General features: G+C 75.2%; 11 protein-coding genes. 2 read left to right on the top strand and 9 right to left on the bottom strand.

Features of this window, described 5'->3' with window-relative positions:
• Positions 1-4 precede the first annotated feature (4 nt).
• Entirely contained in the window at positions 5-1,369 is a 1,365-nt protein-coding gene (locus J7W19_RS21460; RefSeq protein ID WP_040887361.1) for an ABC1 kinase family protein, read from the top strand.
• A gap of 50 nt (positions 1,370-1,419) precedes the next feature.
• Here J7W19_RS21460 and J7W19_RS21455 read toward each other — a convergent pair whose 3' ends face one another.
• From J7W19_RS21455 to J7W19_RS21435, 5 genes are all read right to left on the bottom strand, one after another.
• Positions 1,420-1,626, bottom strand: coding sequence for a hypothetical protein (locus tag J7W19_RS21455; protein ID WP_040887360.1), 207 nt, complete (start codon positions 1,624-1,626; stop codon positions 1,420-1,422).
• Between the two features lie 111 nt (positions 1,627-1,737).
• Positions 1,738-2,064 carry a hypothetical protein gene (locus tag J7W19_RS21450; protein WP_004937457.1) on the bottom strand — a complete coding sequence of 109 codons (327 nt, stop codon included), beginning with the start codon at positions 2,062-2,064 and terminating at the stop codon, positions 1,738-1,740.
• Positions 2,061-2,432, bottom strand: coding sequence for a WhiB family transcriptional regulator (locus J7W19_RS21445; protein ID WP_004937453.1), 372 nt, complete (start codon positions 2,430-2,432; stop codon positions 2,061-2,063). Before J7W19_RS21445 ends, J7W19_RS21450 begins: the two co-directional genes overlap by 4 nt.
• Before the next feature lie 131 nt (positions 2,433-2,563).
• Positions 2,564-2,890: a hypothetical protein gene (locus J7W19_RS21440; protein ID WP_004937449.1), complete on the bottom strand. Its 327-nt coding sequence runs from the start codon at positions 2,888-2,890 to the stop codon at positions 2,564-2,566.
• Positions 2,891-3,040: 150 nt separating this feature from the next.
• Positions 3,041-5,296, bottom strand: coding sequence for an ATP-dependent DNA helicase UvrD2 (locus J7W19_RS21435; protein ID WP_040887358.1), 2,256 nt, complete (start codon positions 5,294-5,296; stop codon positions 3,041-3,043).
• A gap of 186 nt (positions 5,297-5,482) precedes the next feature.
• Between J7W19_RS21435 and J7W19_RS21430 the strand changes: the two genes are divergently transcribed.
• Positions 5,483-5,722 carry a mycoredoxin gene (locus tag J7W19_RS21430; RefSeq protein WP_004937444.1) on the top strand — a complete coding sequence of 80 codons (240 nt, stop codon included), beginning with the start codon at positions 5,483-5,485 and terminating at the stop codon, positions 5,720-5,722.
• Positions 5,723-5,802: 80 nt separating this feature from the next.
• Here J7W19_RS21430 and nudC read toward each other — a convergent pair whose 3' ends face one another.
• From nudC to J7W19_RS21410, 4 genes are all read right to left on the bottom strand, one after another.
• Positions 5,803-6,729, bottom strand: a complete 927-nt coding sequence (nudC, locus tag J7W19_RS21425; protein WP_004937439.1) for an NAD(+) diphosphatase — start codon at positions 6,727-6,729, stop codon at positions 5,803-5,805.
• Positions 6,730-6,803: 74 nt separating this feature from the next.
• Entirely contained in the window at positions 6,804-8,219 is a 1,416-nt protein-coding gene (locus J7W19_RS21420) for a dipeptidase (RefSeq protein WP_004937437.1), read from the bottom strand.
• Between the two features lie 48 nt (positions 8,220-8,267).
• Positions 8,268-11,885 carry a UvrD-helicase domain-containing protein gene (locus J7W19_RS21415; RefSeq protein ID WP_004937434.1) on the bottom strand — a complete coding sequence of 1,206 codons (3,618 nt, stop codon included), beginning with the start codon at positions 11,883-11,885 and terminating at the stop codon, positions 8,268-8,270.
• Positions 11,886-12,014: 129 nt separating this feature from the next.
• Complete coding sequence (locus J7W19_RS21410; protein WP_040887398.1) at positions 12,015-15,824, bottom strand: UvrD-helicase domain-containing protein; 3,810 nt, start codon at positions 15,822-15,824, stop codon at positions 12,015-12,017.
• Between the last annotated feature and the right edge of the window lie 316 nt (positions 15,825-16,140).

The raw sequence follows: 16,140 nt of genomic DNA, 5'->3' as shown, positions 1-16,140 counted from the left end.
GCGCATGTCTGATCTACCGCGCAAGGCGGTCGCTCGTACCGCCAAGTTGGCCGCGCTGCCCTTGGGGTTCGCCGGACGCACCGCGCTCGGGCTCGGCAAACGCATCGGCGGACGGCCGGCGGAGATGATCGCCGCGGAGTTGCAGCAGCGCACCGCCGAGCAGTTGTTCGCCACGCTGGGTCAGCTCAAGGGCGGGGCGATGAAGCTCGGTCAGGCGCTGTCCGTCTTCGAGTCGGCGCTCCCGGAGCAGGTCGCGGGCCCCTATCGGGCGGCGCTGACCAAGCTTCAGGAGGCGGCGCCCCCGATGCCGGTGAAGTCGGTGCACGCGGCGCTGGCGGAGCGGCTGGGGGAGGACTGGCGAGACCTGTTCGAGGAGTTCGACGACAAGCCGGCCGCGGCGGCGTCGATCGGGCAGGTGCACCGGGCGGTCTGGCACGACGGGCGTGAGGTCGCGGTCAAGGTGCAGTACCCGGGTGCCGGGGAGGCGCTGCTGTCCGACCTCACCCAACTCGGCCGGTTCGCCCGGCTGCTGGGGCCGCTGGTCCCGGGCATGGACATCAAGCCCCTGATCGCCGAGTTGCGCGACCGGGTCTCCGAGGAGCTGGACTACGGGCTGGAGGCGCGCGCCCAGGCCGCCCACGCCCGGGAGTTCACCGAGGACGTGGACGTCGTCGTCCCGGACGTCGTGCACCACACCGATCAAGTGCTGGTGACCGAGTGGCTGGAGGGGGTGCCGTTGTCCGAGGTGATAGCGGACGGCACCCGTGAGCAGCGGGACCGGGCCGGGCAGTTGCTGGCGCGCTTCCTGTTCTCCGGAGCGGCCCGCACCGGGCTGCTGCACGCCGATCCGCACCCGGGGAACTTCCGGCTGCTGACCGGAAGCGCGCCCGACGGCCCGCCCGAGAAGTGGCGACTGGGCGTGCTGGACTTCGGCACGGTGGACCGGCTGCCGCAGGGACTGCCGCCGGAGATCGGGACGGCACTGCGGCTGACGCTGGAGGGCGACGCGGAGGCGGTCCACGAGTTGCTGCGGGACGAGGGGTTCGTCAAGCCGGGGATCGACCTCGACCCGGGCGCGGTGCTCGACTATCTGCTGCCGATCATCGAGCCGGCGCAGGTGGAGGAGTTCACCTTCACCCGCGACTGGATGCGCGCGCAGGCGACGCGGATCGCCGACCCGCGCTCCCCCGCCTACCAGTTGGCCCGTCAGCTCAATCTGCCGCCGGCGTATCTGCTGATCCACCGGGTCACCACCAGCACCATAGGGGTGCTCTGCCAACTGGGCGCGACCGTGCGGCTGCGTGACGAGATGGAGGCGTGGGTCCCGGGGTTCGCGGCCGAAAGCCGGAGTCAGGAGACCCCCGCCTGACACGGGTCCCCGGGCTGGTGCCGGGGCCCGTGCGGGACGGGCTCCGGCGATCACCACCAGGAGGAGTCGAGGCGGCCCTCGATCGCTCTGATGTTGGCCCGGGCGCAGTCGTCGCAGAAGTAGCGGCGGGCGCCGTTCTCGACGGAGCAGGTCCAGGTCGGCGGGGGGCCGTCGGCGGTGGTGCCGCACCGGGCACATGTGATGGGGCCGGGATTCTCGGGGTCCAACTGCGCTGCGTCAGGCGTCTTCTGGTCCACTCCCAGACGATATCCCCGTGAACGGCCGGTGACGGGGCGACGCACCCCGACGCACCGAGGGGCCGGTCCGTTCGGACCGGCCCCTCGGTTCACCAAGCGTTGCCCGGCCGCCTACTGCATGACGGCCATGGCCAAGGCCCTGCGGGCGCGCAGCGAGGCGCGCTCGGCGCGGCGCTGCATGCGGCGGGCCGTGGCGAGGCGGACGGCCGTGCGTTCCGACTCGGCCTCGCGGAGGCGCTCGTGCATATGCGCACGGGCCAGGATTTCTGGGATGAGTTGCATTTCGAGGTTCCTGTTCTGACGCGAGACGATCGCGCCGGAGGTATCACGGACGGAGAGGGCGGAGCCGGCCGGCTCGGGGGACGGGCGCTGCATCGTCGGGTCCTGCTTCTGGGGGTCGTGCGTCACGGGGCGGTCGATGGTGCCGTGGAGGTTCATGCGGCGACCGGGTTCTTGCGCGGGCGACCACGGGGACGCTTGCGGGCCACGACGACGCCCTGGACGAAGAGCTCTCCGCCCCAGACGCCCCAGGGCTCGCGGCGGTCCTTCGCGCCGGCGAGGCAGGCCTCACGCAGCGGGCAGGTCTGGCAGAGCGACTTGGCGTACTCGACGTCGGCCGGGGACTCGGCGAAGAAGACCTCGGGGTCGTAGGTGCGGCACGGCACGGGGGTGCCGAGGTTCTCGATCGCGTCGTCGAGGTCGGTGAGCGCGGTGAGCGGAGCGAGGGGGGTCAAGGAGTCCTCCGTGGGGACGGGCGGGGGGATCAGGTCGGTGGCTACTGACGGGGTGTGTGCCTTGATGTGCACGGTGTGTGTTCCTCGTCTGTGTTGTTCCGGCTGGTGGCCGGGCTGGTTCCCCCTGCCGGGGGGCAAACAAAAGGGCCGCGGATCCCGGTGTGGGTTCCGCGGCCCTGGAAGGTGCCGACCTGATCTGCCGATCAGGCTGGATCTCTCCAGGGTTCGAGCCCACGGAAGGCCCACATCGTGTGGTGCTGGTACTGCTTGGTCCGGGATCCGGCGCCGTCGGTCTCCGCCGCGATGACACGGACTCGTGCCACTGCTGCCGCTTCCGCCACCTCAGGCGCCTTGGTCGGTCGCTCATTGCCCAGCACCGACTCCGAGAGCGGCAGCTTGGCGAGGGACAGACCGGTGCCCTGGACGGAACCGAACGACGGCACGGCGCTGATGCCGGCCTCGATGCCGAGGGAACGCGTGGCGAAGACCGGGCGATCGGTCATTTTGCTGCTGGTGATGAAGCTGATCATTGGTCTCGCCTCCTCTCGGCGTCTCGGGACGGGCCGGGGCCCGTCATGTTCGGTTTGAGTACAGCAGTACAGCACGGAACCAACGGATCCCGCGAGGGGCCGTTGCTTTCCTGCTCGGAAGGCTATGGGTAGGCCGTCCACGCACGCAAACTATTTTTCCGGAGAATTCTCCAGGCCCTCGCGCCGCTCCGGCTCACGGCCGGCACAGAGGGCCAGGACGTCGGCCCCGAACCGTCCCAGCTTGCGGGCCCCCACCCCGGAGATGGCGGCGAGCTCCCCCTCCGTTTCCGGCACGGCCTCGGCGATGGCCAGCAGCGTCTTGTCGGTGAAGACGCAGAAGGCGGGCTGGCCGAGCCGCCGGGCCTGGTCGGCCCGCCAGTCGCGGAGCCGCTCGTGCAGCCCCTCGTCGAGGTCGCTGGGGCAGTCCTCGCAGCGCAGCAGTTTGATCTCGCCCGCGTCGGTCAGCGTCCGGCCGCAGACCCGGCACCGTGCGGGCCGGCGCGCCCGTGAGGCGCCGCCGCGCGACCCGGCGGCCGGCCGGGCACCGCCGTCAGCGGGGTCGGCCCCGAAGCCGGACCCGAACGAGACGTGGCCGCGGGCGGCCGACGAGCCGGTGGCGCCCGGACCGGACGCCGGGGAGCCGGGCCGCAGGCCGTTGAGGAACCGGCTGGGGCGCCGGGAGGGGCGGCCGCCGGGCGCGCGGGAGAGGGCCCACGACAGGGTCAGGTGCCGGCGCGCCCGGGTGACGCCGACGTAGAGGAGGCGGCGCTCCTCCTCCAACTGCTCGTCCGTCTTGGCGTAGGTGATCGGCATCATGCCCTCGGTGAGCCCGACCAGGAAGACGGCGTCCCACTCCAGGCCCTTGGCGGCGTGCAGTGAGGCGAGCGTCACACCCTCGACCGTGGGGGCGTGCTGGGCCTCCGTCCGCTCCTGGAGCTCGGTGACCAGGTCGGCGAGGCCGGCGTCCGGGCGGGCGGCGGCGAAGTCCTCGGCGAGCCGTACCAGGGCGGCGAGGGATTCCCAGCGGTCGCGGACCGCGCCCGATCCGGCGGGCGGCTCCGCGGTCCAGCCCCGGGTCGAGAACACGGCCCGCACCTGGTCGGGCAGGTCCTCGGCGCCGGCCAGCTGCGGATCGGTGCCGCCGCCCGCCCGCGCGGCGCCCCGCAGCAGGATCTGGGCCTCGCGCACCTCGGGCCGTTCGAAGAACCGCTCGGCCCCGCGCAGCTGGTACGGCACGCCGACGTCCGCGAGGGCCTGCTCGTAGACCTCGGACTGGGCGTTGATCCGGTACAGCACCGCGATCTCGCTCGCGGGCACCCCGGAGGCGATGAGGTCGCGGACCCGGCGGGCGACGCCCTCCGCCTCGGCCGGCTCGTCGGCGTACTCGGCGAAGGCGGGCTCGGGGCCGCGCTCGCGCTGGGAGACGAGCTCCAGGCGGTGCTCCGCGGCCTTGCCGCGGGCCTGGGCGAGCAGCCCGTTGGCCAGGTGGACCACCTGCGGGGTGGAGCGGTAGTCGCGGACGAGCCGGACGACCGTGGCCCGGGGGTGGCGGGAGCGGAAGTTCAGCAGGTGGTCCGGGGTGGCGCCGGTGAAGGAGTAGATGGTCTGGCTGGCGTCGCCGACCACGCAGAGGCTGTCCCTGTCCCCCAGCCACAGGTCCAGCAGGCGTTGCTGGAGGGGGCTGACGTCCTGGTACTCGTCCACCACGAAGTGCTGGTACTGCCGGCGGACGGTCTCGGCGATGTCCTGCCGGTCCTGGAGGACGGCCACGGTGAGCAGCAGCACGTCCTCGAAGTCGATCACGCCGCGCTCGCGTTTGAGCTGCTCGTAGATGCCGTAGATCTTGGCGGTCTCCGCCGGGTCGCGGGGGGCGTCGCGGCCGGCCTTGACGATGGCGGCGGGGTAGTCCTCGGGGACGGTCTGGGTGACCTTGGACCATTCGATCTCGGACGTCACGTCCCGCAGCTCGTTGCGGTCCAGCCGGATCCGGCAGCGGGCCGCCGCCTCCGCGACGATCTGCACCTTGCGCTCGGCCAGCCGGGGCAGCTCGCCGCCCACGGCCTTGGGCCAGAAGTACTGCAGCTGACGCAGCGCGGCCGAGTGGAACGTCCGGGCCTGCACCCCCGCCGCGCCGAGCTGCCGCAGCCGGCCGCGCATCTCGCCGGCCGCCCGGTTGGTGAAGGTGACGGCGAGCACGCTCGTGGGCTGGAACACCCCGGACCGTACGCCGTACGCGATCCGGTGGGTGATCGCGCGCGTCTTGCCCGTACCGGCACCGGCCAGCACGCACACCGGCCCGCCCAGGGCCGTTGCCACCGCGCGCTGCTCCGGGTCGAGCCCGTCGAGCACGGCGTCGGCGGTCTCCGGCACCTGAGGGAAAAGGGAGGAGTGCGTTGCTGCTGTCACGCAGCCATGCTGCCAGGTCCGCGGAGGCGACCGGGAACGTTGTCCACAGGCGAGGCCCTGCGGTCATACCATCACCCCGGCGACTGCCCGGCGCGGGCGCGCGTGCGGGGCGGGAATGGTAAGAGAGGGGCGCACGTTCTACCACCGGAGCCTCGCTCCCCCAGCTCGCCTGCAGAAGGAGTCCCGATGTCCGCCGTGACGATGTACAGCACCACCTGGTGCGGCTACTGCCGCCGTCTGAAGAGCCAGATGGACCGCGAGGGAATCGCGTACACCGAGGTGAACATCGAGCAGGACCCCGAGTCCGCCGCCTTCGTGGAGAAGGCCAACAACGGCAACCAGACGGTCCCGACCGTCCTGTTCCCCGACGGCTCGACGCTGACCAACCCCTCCCTGGCCCAGGTCAAGGCCAAGATCGGCGCCTGACCGCCGGGAAACGCCCGCACCGGGCCCATGGGAAAGCCCCCGCCGCGGCGGGGGCTTTCCCATGCTCCGGGCCGGACGGCCTACGGCAGCGGTTCGCCGTACCAGAGCTCGACGAGGCGGGCGGCGATGGAGATGCCGGTGGGGGGCAGGACCTCGCCGGAGGCGAAGGCGGCGCGGAGGTCTTCCCGGGAGAACCAGCGGGCCTCGTGGATCTCCTCGCCGTCGACCTGGATCTCCGGGGAGGTGGCGCGGGCCATGAAGCCGAGCATGAGGCTGGAGGGGAAGGGCCAGGGCTGGCTGGCGACGTACTCGACGTCGCCGACGACGACGCCGGCCTCCTCGGCGACCTCCCGGCGGACGGCCTGCTCGATGGACTCGCCCGGCTCGACGAAGCCGGCGAGGGTCGAGAAGCGGCCCTCGGGCCAGTGCATCTGGCGGCCGAGCAGGGCGCGGTCCTGGTCGTCGGTGACCAGCATGATCACCGCGGGGTCGGTGCGGGGGTAGTGCTCGGCGCCGCAGGCCGGGCAGCGGCGGATGTGGCCGGCGGCGGCGATGACCGTGCGCTCGCCGCAGCGCGAGCAGAAGCGGTGGAGGCGCTGCCAGTTCTCCAGGGCGACGGCGTGGACCAGCAGGCCGGCGTCGCGCGGGGAGAGCAGCAGGCCCGCCTCGCGGAGGCCGGCGGGGCGCGCGGACTGGTCCATGCGGCCGGGCAGGCTGTCCTTCTGGAGGGCGAAGTAGGCCACCCCGTCCTCGTCCTGGCCGAGGAAGTAGCGGTGCGTCTCGGTGGGCGGCGCGTCGAACGCCGGGGTCATCACCAGTTCCGTACGGCCGTCGGGGGTGTCGTCGATCAGCGCCTGGCCGCCGGAGACCACGAACACGCGGGTCGACGGGTGGCTCCACGCCGCCGACAGCCACGCCTCGTCCAGCCGGTGGTGCGCGGCGCGGTCGATGCCGCTCGATCCGCTGAGCGTGATGCGGTCGGCGGCGAAATCGGTCCTGGTGGTCACGGCTGCTTCCAACTCCCCCTGGTGGTGATGGCGGTGGTGCGTCTTGTGCGTCACGGCGTCACGGGCCCGGTCGGTCAGTGCGCGCGGCGCGTCCAGGACGTGTCGCCGGTGGCGAGGTCGTCCCAGAGGTGGGCGGCGGTCTCCACGCCCTTCATGAGGAGGTCGAGCTCGACCTTCTCGTTCGGCGCGTGCCAGCCGTCGGAGGGCACGGAGATGCCGAGGAACAGGACCGGGACGCCGAGGACGTCCTGGAGGTCGGCGGCCGGTCCGGAGCCGCCCTCGCGGGTGAAGCGGACCTGCTGCCCGAAGGCGCGGCCCATGGCGCGGGCGACGGCCTGGAGCGCCGGGTGGTCGAGCGGCGTCAGGCAGGGGCGGGTGGCGCCCGTGAACGTGAGCTCGTGGCGGATGCCGGCCGGGAGGCGGCCGGCGATCCACTCCCGGACCGCTTCCTGGACGCGGTCGGTGTCCTGGCCCGCGACCAGGCGGAAGGAGAGCTTCAGCTGCGCCGAGGACGGGACGATCGTCTTGCCGCCGGGGCCCTGGTAGCCGCCGGAGATGCCGTTGACCTCGGCTGTCGGGCGGGCCCAGACGCGCTCCAGCGTGCTGTAGCCGGCCTCGCCGAGGGTGGCGTGCGAGTGCGCCCCGCGCGTCCAGCGCTTCTCGTCGAACGGCAGCTCCGCGAAGAGCTCACGCTCGCGGTCGGTGAGCTCGAGGATGCCGTCGTAGAAGCCGCGGATCGCCACGCGGCGGTCCTCGTCGTGCAGCGCGGCGGCCAGCCGGGCCGCCTCGGTGGCCGGGTTGGGCACGGCGCCGCCGAACGCGCCGGAGTGGATGTCCTGGTCCGGGCCGTACAGGTCGACCTGGCACTCGACCAGGCCGCGCAGGCCGGTGCAGACGGTCGGGGTGTCCTCGGCCCACATGCCGGTGTCGGAGACGATCACCGCGTCACAGGCGAGGCGGTCCGCGTGCGCGCGGAGCAGGTCCGGGAAGTTCGGCGAGCCGAACTCCTCCTCGCCCTCGATGATCAGCTTGAGGTTGACGGCGGGGGCGGTCCGGCCGGTGGCCGCCAGGTGGGCGCGGACGCCGAGGGTGTGGAAGAACACCTGGCCCTTGTCGTCGGCGGCGCCGCGGGCGTACATCCGGCCGTCCTTGACGACCGGCTCGAACGGCTCGGTGTGCCAGCCGTCCTCCCGGGTGGCCGGCTGGACGTCGTGGTGGCCGTAGACGAGCACCGTCGGCGCGCCCTCGTCGCCGGAGGGCCACTCGGCGAAGACGGCCGGGGCGCCGGCGGTCTCCCAGACCTCGGCGACCGGGAAGCCGGTCGCCCTGAGCCGGTCCGCCAGCCAGTCCGCGCTGCGGCGCACATCGTCCGCGTGGCCGGGGTCGGCCGACACGGAGGGGATGCGCAGCCACTCGGCGAGGTCGTCGAGGAAGGCGGCGCGGTGCTGCTGGATGTACGCGCGGACGGCACTGTCCGGGGTGTCGCTCATGACGTCGAGCCTAGCCGGACACGGGCCGTGACCGGGACCGGGTTTGCCTCACTCACCCTCCCCGGCACCCCCTCCGAGCAGGATCCTCTCCAGCCCCGCCCGGTCCGGCAGCGCGGTCGGACGGACCACGCGGCCGTCGCGGACGTGGACGAAGGCGGCGGAGACGGCCGACGGCGGCAGGCCGTGCCGCTCGGCCCAGGCGAGGCGGTAGACGGCGAGCTGGAGGGGGTCGGCGGTGCCGTCCCGGCCCGTCTTCCAGTCGACGATCTCGTAGGCGGCGCCGGTGCCGTCGACTTCCTCCCCGGTCCGGTAGACGGCGTCGATCCGGCCGCGGATCACCCGGCCCGCGAGGGTGATCCGGAACGGCGCCTCCACCCGGTAGGGCGTGCGGTGGGCGTACGGCGTGCGCTCGAACGCCGCCTTGAGCTCGGCGAGGTCCCGCTCGTCGGCGATCCCGGAGTCGTCGGTCTCGTCCCTCTCGTCGTCGTCCACGCCGCCGGGCAGCCCGTCCGGGACGGTGAACGGCAGGGTCAGCGCCTCGAAGCGGGACTCCACCCAGGCGTGGAAACGGGTGCCGCGGCGGGCGGCGGGCCGTGGCGGGCGGGGCATGGGCCGGGCCAGCTCGGCCGCGAACGCGTCGGGGTCGGCGGCGAGCCGGACGAGCTGCGACGCGGTCAGCGACGCGGGCAGCGGCACCTCGTGCACGCTCGCCCGCGCCCTGCGGAGCTCGCCCGCGAGCGCGTCCAGGTCGCGGTCCCAGGAGGCGACCAGGCGGCTCTCTTCGGGGGTGAGGCCGACGCGGGGCGCCGCGCTCGGGGCGGAGGGCTCCCTGGGGGCAGCCGGAGTCCGCTCGTGCCGGGGGGGCGGGACGACGGTGAGTGCCTGCGGCTGGGGCGCCACCGGCGCGGGGCTGCCGGTCTGCTCGGCGGCGCGGGTGCCGTCGGGCGCGGTCGCCGTCGGGCGGGTGGTGGGCAGGGCGTCCCAGTCCGCCAAGGCGGCGTCGTCCTCGTGGGCGAGGTCCTCGTACGCGGCTGCGTCGCGTTCGGGCTCCTCTCCGTGGGCCGCGGCGTCTCCGTACTCCTCCTCGTACGCCGAGTCGGCGTACGGGTACGCCTCGCCGTCCTCCTCCGGCGGAGGGGGCCACTCCGGGTCGTGGGCGGCCATCGGCGCCGGGGTGAGGCCGGGAAGGCGGCCCAGGCGGGCGCGGACGGCGTCGGCCGCCTCGCGGCGCAGGGCGAGGGAGCCGGGGTCCAGGGGGAGCGGCCAGGCGCGGTCGGTCTCGGCGGCGTCGAGGGCGGGGTTGGTGGCGCCCTCTTCCGGGGGGTCCGCCCACGCCTCGATCTCGCCGTGCCCGGCCTCGCAGTGTTCGCGCAGGGCGTGGAGGAAGGCGGACGGGCCGCGCGGCCGCTTCTGCTCGGGGCCCCACCAGTGGCCGGAGGCGAGGAGGAGGGAGCGGGGGCGGGTGAACGTGACGTAGCCGAGGCGCAGTTCCTCGGTGGCCTGGTGGTCCCTCATCGCGGCCTTGAAGGCGGCGATGCCCTTGCCGTCCCAGGCCGGGACCTCGGGGAGGGTGTCGGCGTCCCCGCGCAGGGTGTGCGGGAGGACGCGGGCCTGGGAGGTCCACGCGTCGCGGGCCTGCTCGCTGGGGAAGGTCTTGGCGACGAGGCCGGGGACGGCGACGACGTCCCACTCCAGGCCCTTGGACTTGTGGGCGGTCAGGACCTTGACCGTGTCCTCGGAGCCGGGGAGGGAGCTGTCGAGCCCCTTCTCGTACTGGACGGCGGTGCGCAGGAAGCCGAGGAAGGCGAGCAGGCCGGCGTCGCCGTCCAGGCCGGCGAAGCCGGCGGCGATGTCCAGGAACCGGTTCAGGGTCTCGCGGCGGCGGGCCGCCAGCGCGTGCGGCGAGGCGGAGAGCTCGACCTCCAGGCCGGTGGTGGCGAGCACCCGGTGCAGGACGTCCATCAGGGGGTCGGCCAGGCCGCGCCGCAGGTCGCGGAGTTCGGTGGCGAGGCGGGCGAAGCGGATCCGGGCCTCGGCGGAGAAGGGCAGGCCGTCGTCGGGCGCGTCACCGGTCAGGAAGGTGTCGAGCGCGTCGGCGAGGGAGATCACCTCGGCCGGGTCGCGGCCCTCGACGGCCTCGGCGAGCCGCCGCTCGGGGTCGGTGCCCGCGCTGCCGTAGGGCACCAGGGTGCGGGCGCGACGACCGAGGAGGGCGAGGTCGCGGGGGCCGATGCGCCAGCGGGGGCCGGTCAGCAGGCGGACGAGGGACGCGTTGGCGGTGGGGTCCTGGAGGACCTCGCAGACGGCGACGAGGTCGGCGATCTCGGGCAGGTGGAGCAGCCCGGAGAGGCCGACGACCTCGACCGGCACGTCCCGTTCGACCAGCGCGGCCTGGATCCGCGCGAAGTCCGCCGCCGTGCGGCACAGCACGGCGACGTCACCGGGGCGGGTGCCGGTGCGCACGTGGTGCGCGATGGAGTCGGCGAGCCAGGCCAGCTCCTCGGCCTGGGTGGGCAGCAGGGCGCAGCGCACGTACCCGTCCCGCTCGGCGCCGGGAGCGGGCCGCAGCGCCTCGACGCCCTCGTGAAGGGCGCGCAGGGGTGCGGCGAGGCCGTTGGCGAGGCGGAGGAGCCGGCCGCCACTGCGCCGGTTCTCGCTGAGGGAGTGGCGGGCGGCGGGGCGGCCGTCGGCGTGCGGGAAGTGGCGGGGGAACTCGTCCAGGTTGGCGACGGAGGCCCCGCGCCAGCCGTAGATGGCCTGGCAGGGGTCGCCGACGGCGGTGACCGCGTGGCCCGTGCCGCCGCCGAACAGGCCGGCGAGCAGCAGGCGTTGGGCGACCGAGGTGTCCTGGTACTCGTCGAGGAGGACGACGGAGAACTCGTCGCGGAGGATCCGGCCGACCTCGGGCCGGGTGCGGGCGAGCTCGGCGGAGAGGGCGATCTGGTCGCCGAAGTCGAGGAGGTCGCGGCGGCGCTTCTCCGCGCGGTACGCGGCGACCAGGCCGGTGAGTTCACGCCGGGCGCGGGCGGTCTCGGGGACCTTGCGCAGGTCGGCGTTGGTGAGGCGGGCGCCGTCGAGGTCCTTGAGGAGGGCCTCGTCGTGCGCCAGCAGCTCCTCCGGCTCGACCAGGTGCTCGGCGAGCTCGGCGTCGAGGGCGAGGAGGTCGGCGACGAGGTCGCCGAACGGGCGGGTGAGGGCCGGGTGCGGGCCCGGGGAGGTGCGCAGGACGCGGGCGGCGAGCTGGTAGCGGGTGGCGTCGGCGAGGAGGCGGGCGGTGGGCTCCAGTCCGATGCGCAGGCCGTGCTCCTTGAGGAGGCGGCCGGCGAACGCGTGGTACGTGGAGATCCGCGGCTCGCCCGGGCCCTCTTCCTCCGTGGCCTCGCCGGCCGTCACCCCGGCGGCGGCGAGCGCCTTGCGGACGCGCTCGGCGAGCTCACCGGCGGCCTTGTTGGTGAAGGTGAGGCCGAGGACGCGCTCGGGGGCGACCTGGCCGGTGCCCACCAGCCAGACGACGCGGGCGGCCATCACCGTCGTCTTGCCCGAGCCGGCCCCGGCCACGATGACCTGCGGGGCGGGCGGCGCGGTGATGCAGGCCGTCTGCTCCGGGGTGAAGGGGATGCCGAGGAGCTCCTTGAGCTGCTCGGGGTCGGTCAGGCGCGGGGTCACGTCACAAACCGTAACCGGGGGCACTGACAAGCACTGACAACCGGCCTTCCTGATCTTGTCCGGGCCGGTCTCGGCCGGGCCGGTCTTGTGCGGACCGGTCTTGTGCGGACCGGCCGGGCGTCCCGGCCGTCATTCGACGATCTGGCGGCCCTCCGGGCGGGCCGAGCAGGAGGAGCGGAAGGCGCAGTGCGCGCAGTGCGTGCCGGGGCGTGGGGAGAACCGTTCGTCCAGGACGCGGCCGGCGGCGGTGGCGAGGAGGTCGCCGATCCAGTCGGCGCCGTCCTCGCCGCCGTCCGCCGGCGGTTCCTGCGCCTGCACCTTGGGCAGGGCGTCGCCGCCCTCCTTCTTGGCGGCGCCCTGCCGGAGCTGGACGAGTTCCGCGCCGCCGGGGCGCGGGCGTACGCCGTCGAAGACGTCGTCGACGGCGCCGTGCCGGACCGCGAGCTGGTAGACGGCGAGCTGGGGATGGCGGGCCACCTCGGCGGCGGTCGCCGGGGTCTTGCCCGTCTTGAAGTCGACGACGTAGGCGTGGCCGGCGGCGTCCCGCTCCACACGGTCCATGGAGCCGCGGACGCGGACGAGCCGGCCGCCCGCGGTGAGGGTGACGTCGAAGGGGTGCTCGGTGGCGACGGGCGTGCGGCCGCGTTCCATGACGTGCCAGCGGAGGAAGCGCTCCAGGGCGGCCCGGGCGTTCTCCTTCTCCTGCCGGGACTTCCAGGGCGCGTCGAAGGCGAGCGCGTCCCAGACGGTCTCCAGGCGCTCCATGAGGACGGCGAGGTCCGCCGGGGTACGGCCGGAGGCGACCTCGTCGGCGAGGACGTGCACGACGTTGCCGAAGCCCTGGGCCGTTCCGGCGGGCGCCTCGGCGCGTACCTCGCGTCCCAGGAACCACTGGAGCGAGCAGGTGTCCACGAGCTGGCCGACGGCGGAGCCGGACAGGGCGACCGGCTGGTCCCGGTCGCGGAGCGGCACCGCGCTGTGCGTCGGCTCGTACAGGCCCCACCAGCGGTCGGGATCGGCGGCCGGGACGAGCGGCCGGTCCTCGTCGTCGCGCAGGCCGGCGAGGCGGGCGAGCCGGTCGGCCGCGGCGGCCCGGAGCGCGTCCGACGCGGTGGGGTCCACGGTGGTGGCCCGCAGCTCGGCGACGAGCGCCGCGACGGCGAGGGGGCGGCGCGGACGCTGGGTGACGTCGACCGGTTCGACGCCGAGTTCGGTGAGGAAGCGGGACGGCTGGTCGCCGTCCTCGGCGGCGGCCTTGACCGCCGTCACCACCAGGCGTTCGCGGGCGCGGGTCGCCGCCACGTAGAACAGCCGGCGCTCCTCGGCCAGCAGCGCGCCGGGCGGGAGGGGCTCGGCGAGGCCGTCGCGGCCGATGCGGTCCGCCTCCAGCAGCGAGCCGCGGCGGCGCAGGTCGGGCCAGAGTCCCTCCTGCACCCCGGCGACGACGACGAGCCGCCACTCCAGGCCCTTGGAACGGTGCGCGGTCATCAGGCGGACGGCGTCGGGGCGCACGGCGCGGCGGGTGAGCGTGTCGGCGGCGATGTCCTGGGCCTCCAGCTCGTCCAGGAAGCCGAGTACGTCGCGGCCGCCGACGCGCTCCTCGGCGCGGGCCGCCGTCTCGAACAGGGCGCAGACGGCGTCGAGGTCACGGTCCGCGTTGCGGCCGGCGGCACCGCCGCGGTGCGCGGCGCGGCGCAGCCGGTCCGGCCAGGGGGCGGGGTGCCGGGGGGTGCCGTTCCAGAGCGTCCAGAGGGCGTCCTCGGCGGTGCCGCCGGCCTGGAGCTGGCCCCGGGCGGCACTCAGCAGCGCGGCCAGGCGCTGCGCGCCCCGCGCGTACGCCGGATCGTGCGCCACCAGGCGCTCCGGCGCGGCGAGCGCCTCGGCGATGAGGACGTCCGAGGGCCGCGGCGTGGTCCGGCCGGCGGCCCGCTCCTCCTCCCGCAGCGCCCGGCCGAGGCGGCGCAGGTCGGCGCCGTCCATGCCGCCGAGCGGGGAGGTGAGGAGGGTCAGGGCGGTCTCGGGGGCGAGCGCGCCCGCGGCGGCGGGGTGAGCGGGGATGGGCTCGGCCGGGCGCTCCTCCTCCACGCCCTCGTGCGCCGGGCCGGGCCCTGGCCGGCCGTCGGGCGCGGCTTCGCGCTCGGGCTCCGGCGACGCGCCGGTGCCGGGCGGCGTGGCCGAGCCGGGCGTCCGGGCGGAAGCGGGTTCGCCGGCCGTGCCGAGGCCGGCCTCCGGCGCGGCACCGGGCTCGCGTGCGGACGTGGAAGCGTGCGCGCGCCCGGTCCCGGTGATGTCGTCCTCCGGGCCCGTGCCGGTGTCTTCGTCTCCGGCGAGGCCGCCCCCGTCCGGCGGGGCCACGGCGGCGCGTCCCCGCCCGCCCGCGAGGGTGGGAGCATCGGCCCTCGGCTCGGCGTCGGGAACGTCATCCGCGGGCTCAAAGGTGCCCTCGGACACGCCGGCGTCGCCCCCGGGCTCGTCCGGAGCGTCCCGGCCCGGTCCAGGCGTCACCGCCCGCTCGGACGCGAGAGCACGTCCCCGCCCGCCCGCGGGGGCGGGAACGGCGAGGGCACCCTCGGGTACGCGAACGTCCCCCCCGGCCTCGTCGGAGGCGTCACCGCCCGGGCCGGGCGCCGTCGCCCACTCCGCCACCACCCGCAGTGCCGTCAGCAGTGGGGCGACCGCCGGTTCGTGGCGGAGGGGGATGTCGTCGCCGTCGACCTCCACCGGTACGCCGGCCGAGGTCAGGGCGCGGCGGAGGGTCGGTATGGAGCGGGAGCCGGCGCGGACGAGGACGGCCATGGCGCCCCAGGGGACGCCGTCCTCCAGGTGGGCGCGGCGGAGGATGTCCGCGATGTTGTCGGTCTCGGCGCCGGGCGTCGGGTAGGTGTACGCCTCCACGTGGCCGCCGGGGCGGACGGCCGCCAGGTCGCGGTGGGCGCGGACGGCGTCGGACGGGAGGCGGCCGAGCGGCATCCGGCGGGTGAGGAGGCGGGTGGCGGCGAGGAGGGCCGCGCCCGAGCGGCGGGAGGTGGTCAGGACGCGGACCGGTGCGGGCGAGCCGTCCCGGCGCGGGAAGGCCGTCGGGAAGTCGAGGATGCCGCCCACGTCGGCGCCGCGGAAGGCGTAGATGGACTGGTCGGGGTCGCCGAACGCGACCAGCGTGCGCCCGCCGCCCGCCAGCGCGCGCAGCAGCCGCGCCTGGGCGGCGTCGGTGTCCTGGTACTCGTCGACGAACACCGCGTCGTACCGCCCGGCGAGCTCCGCCGCGAGCTCCGGCCGCTCGGCCAGCAGGACCGCGCGGTGGACCAGTTCCGCGTAGTCGACGACGCCGCGCGCGTCGAGTACGTCCAGGTACTCGGCGAGGAAGGCCGCCGCCGCGGACCAGTCGCCGCGCCCGGTCCGCTCCGCGAAGGCCGCCAGCGACTCCGGGCCGAGGCCGAGTTCCCGGCTGCGGGCGAGGACCGCGCGCACCTCGTCGGCGAAGCCGCGGGTGGTGAGGCAGGCGCGCAGGTCGTCCGGCCAGCGCACGGTGGCGCGGCCCGCGCGCTCCAGTTCGGTCTGGCCGGCGAGCAGCTCCCGGACGGCGACGTCCTGTTCCGGGCCGGACAGCAGCCGCAGCGGCTCGGCGAACAGGTCGGCCTCCTGGTGGGCGCGGACCAGGGCGTAGCAGTAGGAGTGGAAGGTGGTGGCCTGCGGCGCCCGCGCCGCCAGGGCGCGCTCCCCCAGCCGGGCCGCCACGCGGTCGCGCAGCTCCGCCGCCGCCTTGCGGCTGAAGGTCAGGACGAGCATCCGCTCCGGGTCGGCGCCGCGCCGCACCCGCTCGGCGACGGCCTCCACGAGCGTGGTGGTCTTGCCGGTCCCCGGGCCGGCCAGGACCAGCAGCGGGCCCTGCCCGTGCTCAACCACCGCGCGCTGTGCCGCGTCCAGCTCCGGGGGGACCACGGGCCCCGGGGGCGTGCGCACCAGGCGGTACGCGCCCGGCGCGGGCCGGGGAGCCCGCCGGCGCTCCGGGTCCTCCGGGCGCGCCGGAGCGAGCGGGCCGGAAGCGCCGGACGAGCCGGGGATGCCGGAGAAGGGGGTGGAACTCACGTGAGGTGCCGGTCCTGCGGGTCGGGTGCGGATCTCCGCGCGCCGTCGGGGCGCGGGGGTGGGGCGGCCCTCGACGCTACGCCAGGAGGCGGGTGGGGCGCAGGGCGTTCCCGGGGGCGTGGGGGGCGTTCGGGCACCTCACCCGTTCGGGTTGCCCGGCGGACGGGCG

The sequence above is a fragment of the Streptomyces mobaraensis NBRC 13819 = DSM 40847 genome (assembly GCF_017916255.1).
GTDB lineage: Bacteria > Actinomycetota > Actinomycetes > Streptomycetales > Streptomycetaceae > Streptomyces > Streptomyces mobaraensis.
Note: the sequence above shows the minus strand (reverse complement) of the source record. Positions and strands in the feature narration are given on the sequence as shown.

What these genes read in the sequence shown, in the direction of transcription:
- J7W19_RS21460 (WP_040887361.1), top strand. Translation starts at nt 5, where the DNA reads ATGTCTGATCTACCGCGCAAGGCGGTCGCTCGTACCGCCAAGTTGGCC.
- J7W19_RS21450 (WP_004937457.1), bottom strand. Translation starts at nt 2,064, where the DNA reads ATGAACCTCCACGGCACCATCGACCGCCCCGTGACGCACGACCCCCAG.
- J7W19_RS21440 (WP_004937449.1), bottom strand. Translation starts at nt 2,890, where the DNA reads ATGATCAGCTTCATCACCAGCAGCAAAATGACCGATCGCCCGGTCTTC.
- J7W19_RS21430 (WP_004937444.1), top strand. Translation starts at nt 5,483, where the DNA reads ATGTCCGCCGTGACGATGTACAGCACCACCTGGTGCGGCTACTGCCGC.
- J7W19_RS21420 (WP_004937437.1), bottom strand. Translation starts at nt 8,219, where the DNA reads ATGAGCGACACCCCGGACAGTGCCGTCCGCGCGTACATCCAGCAGCAC.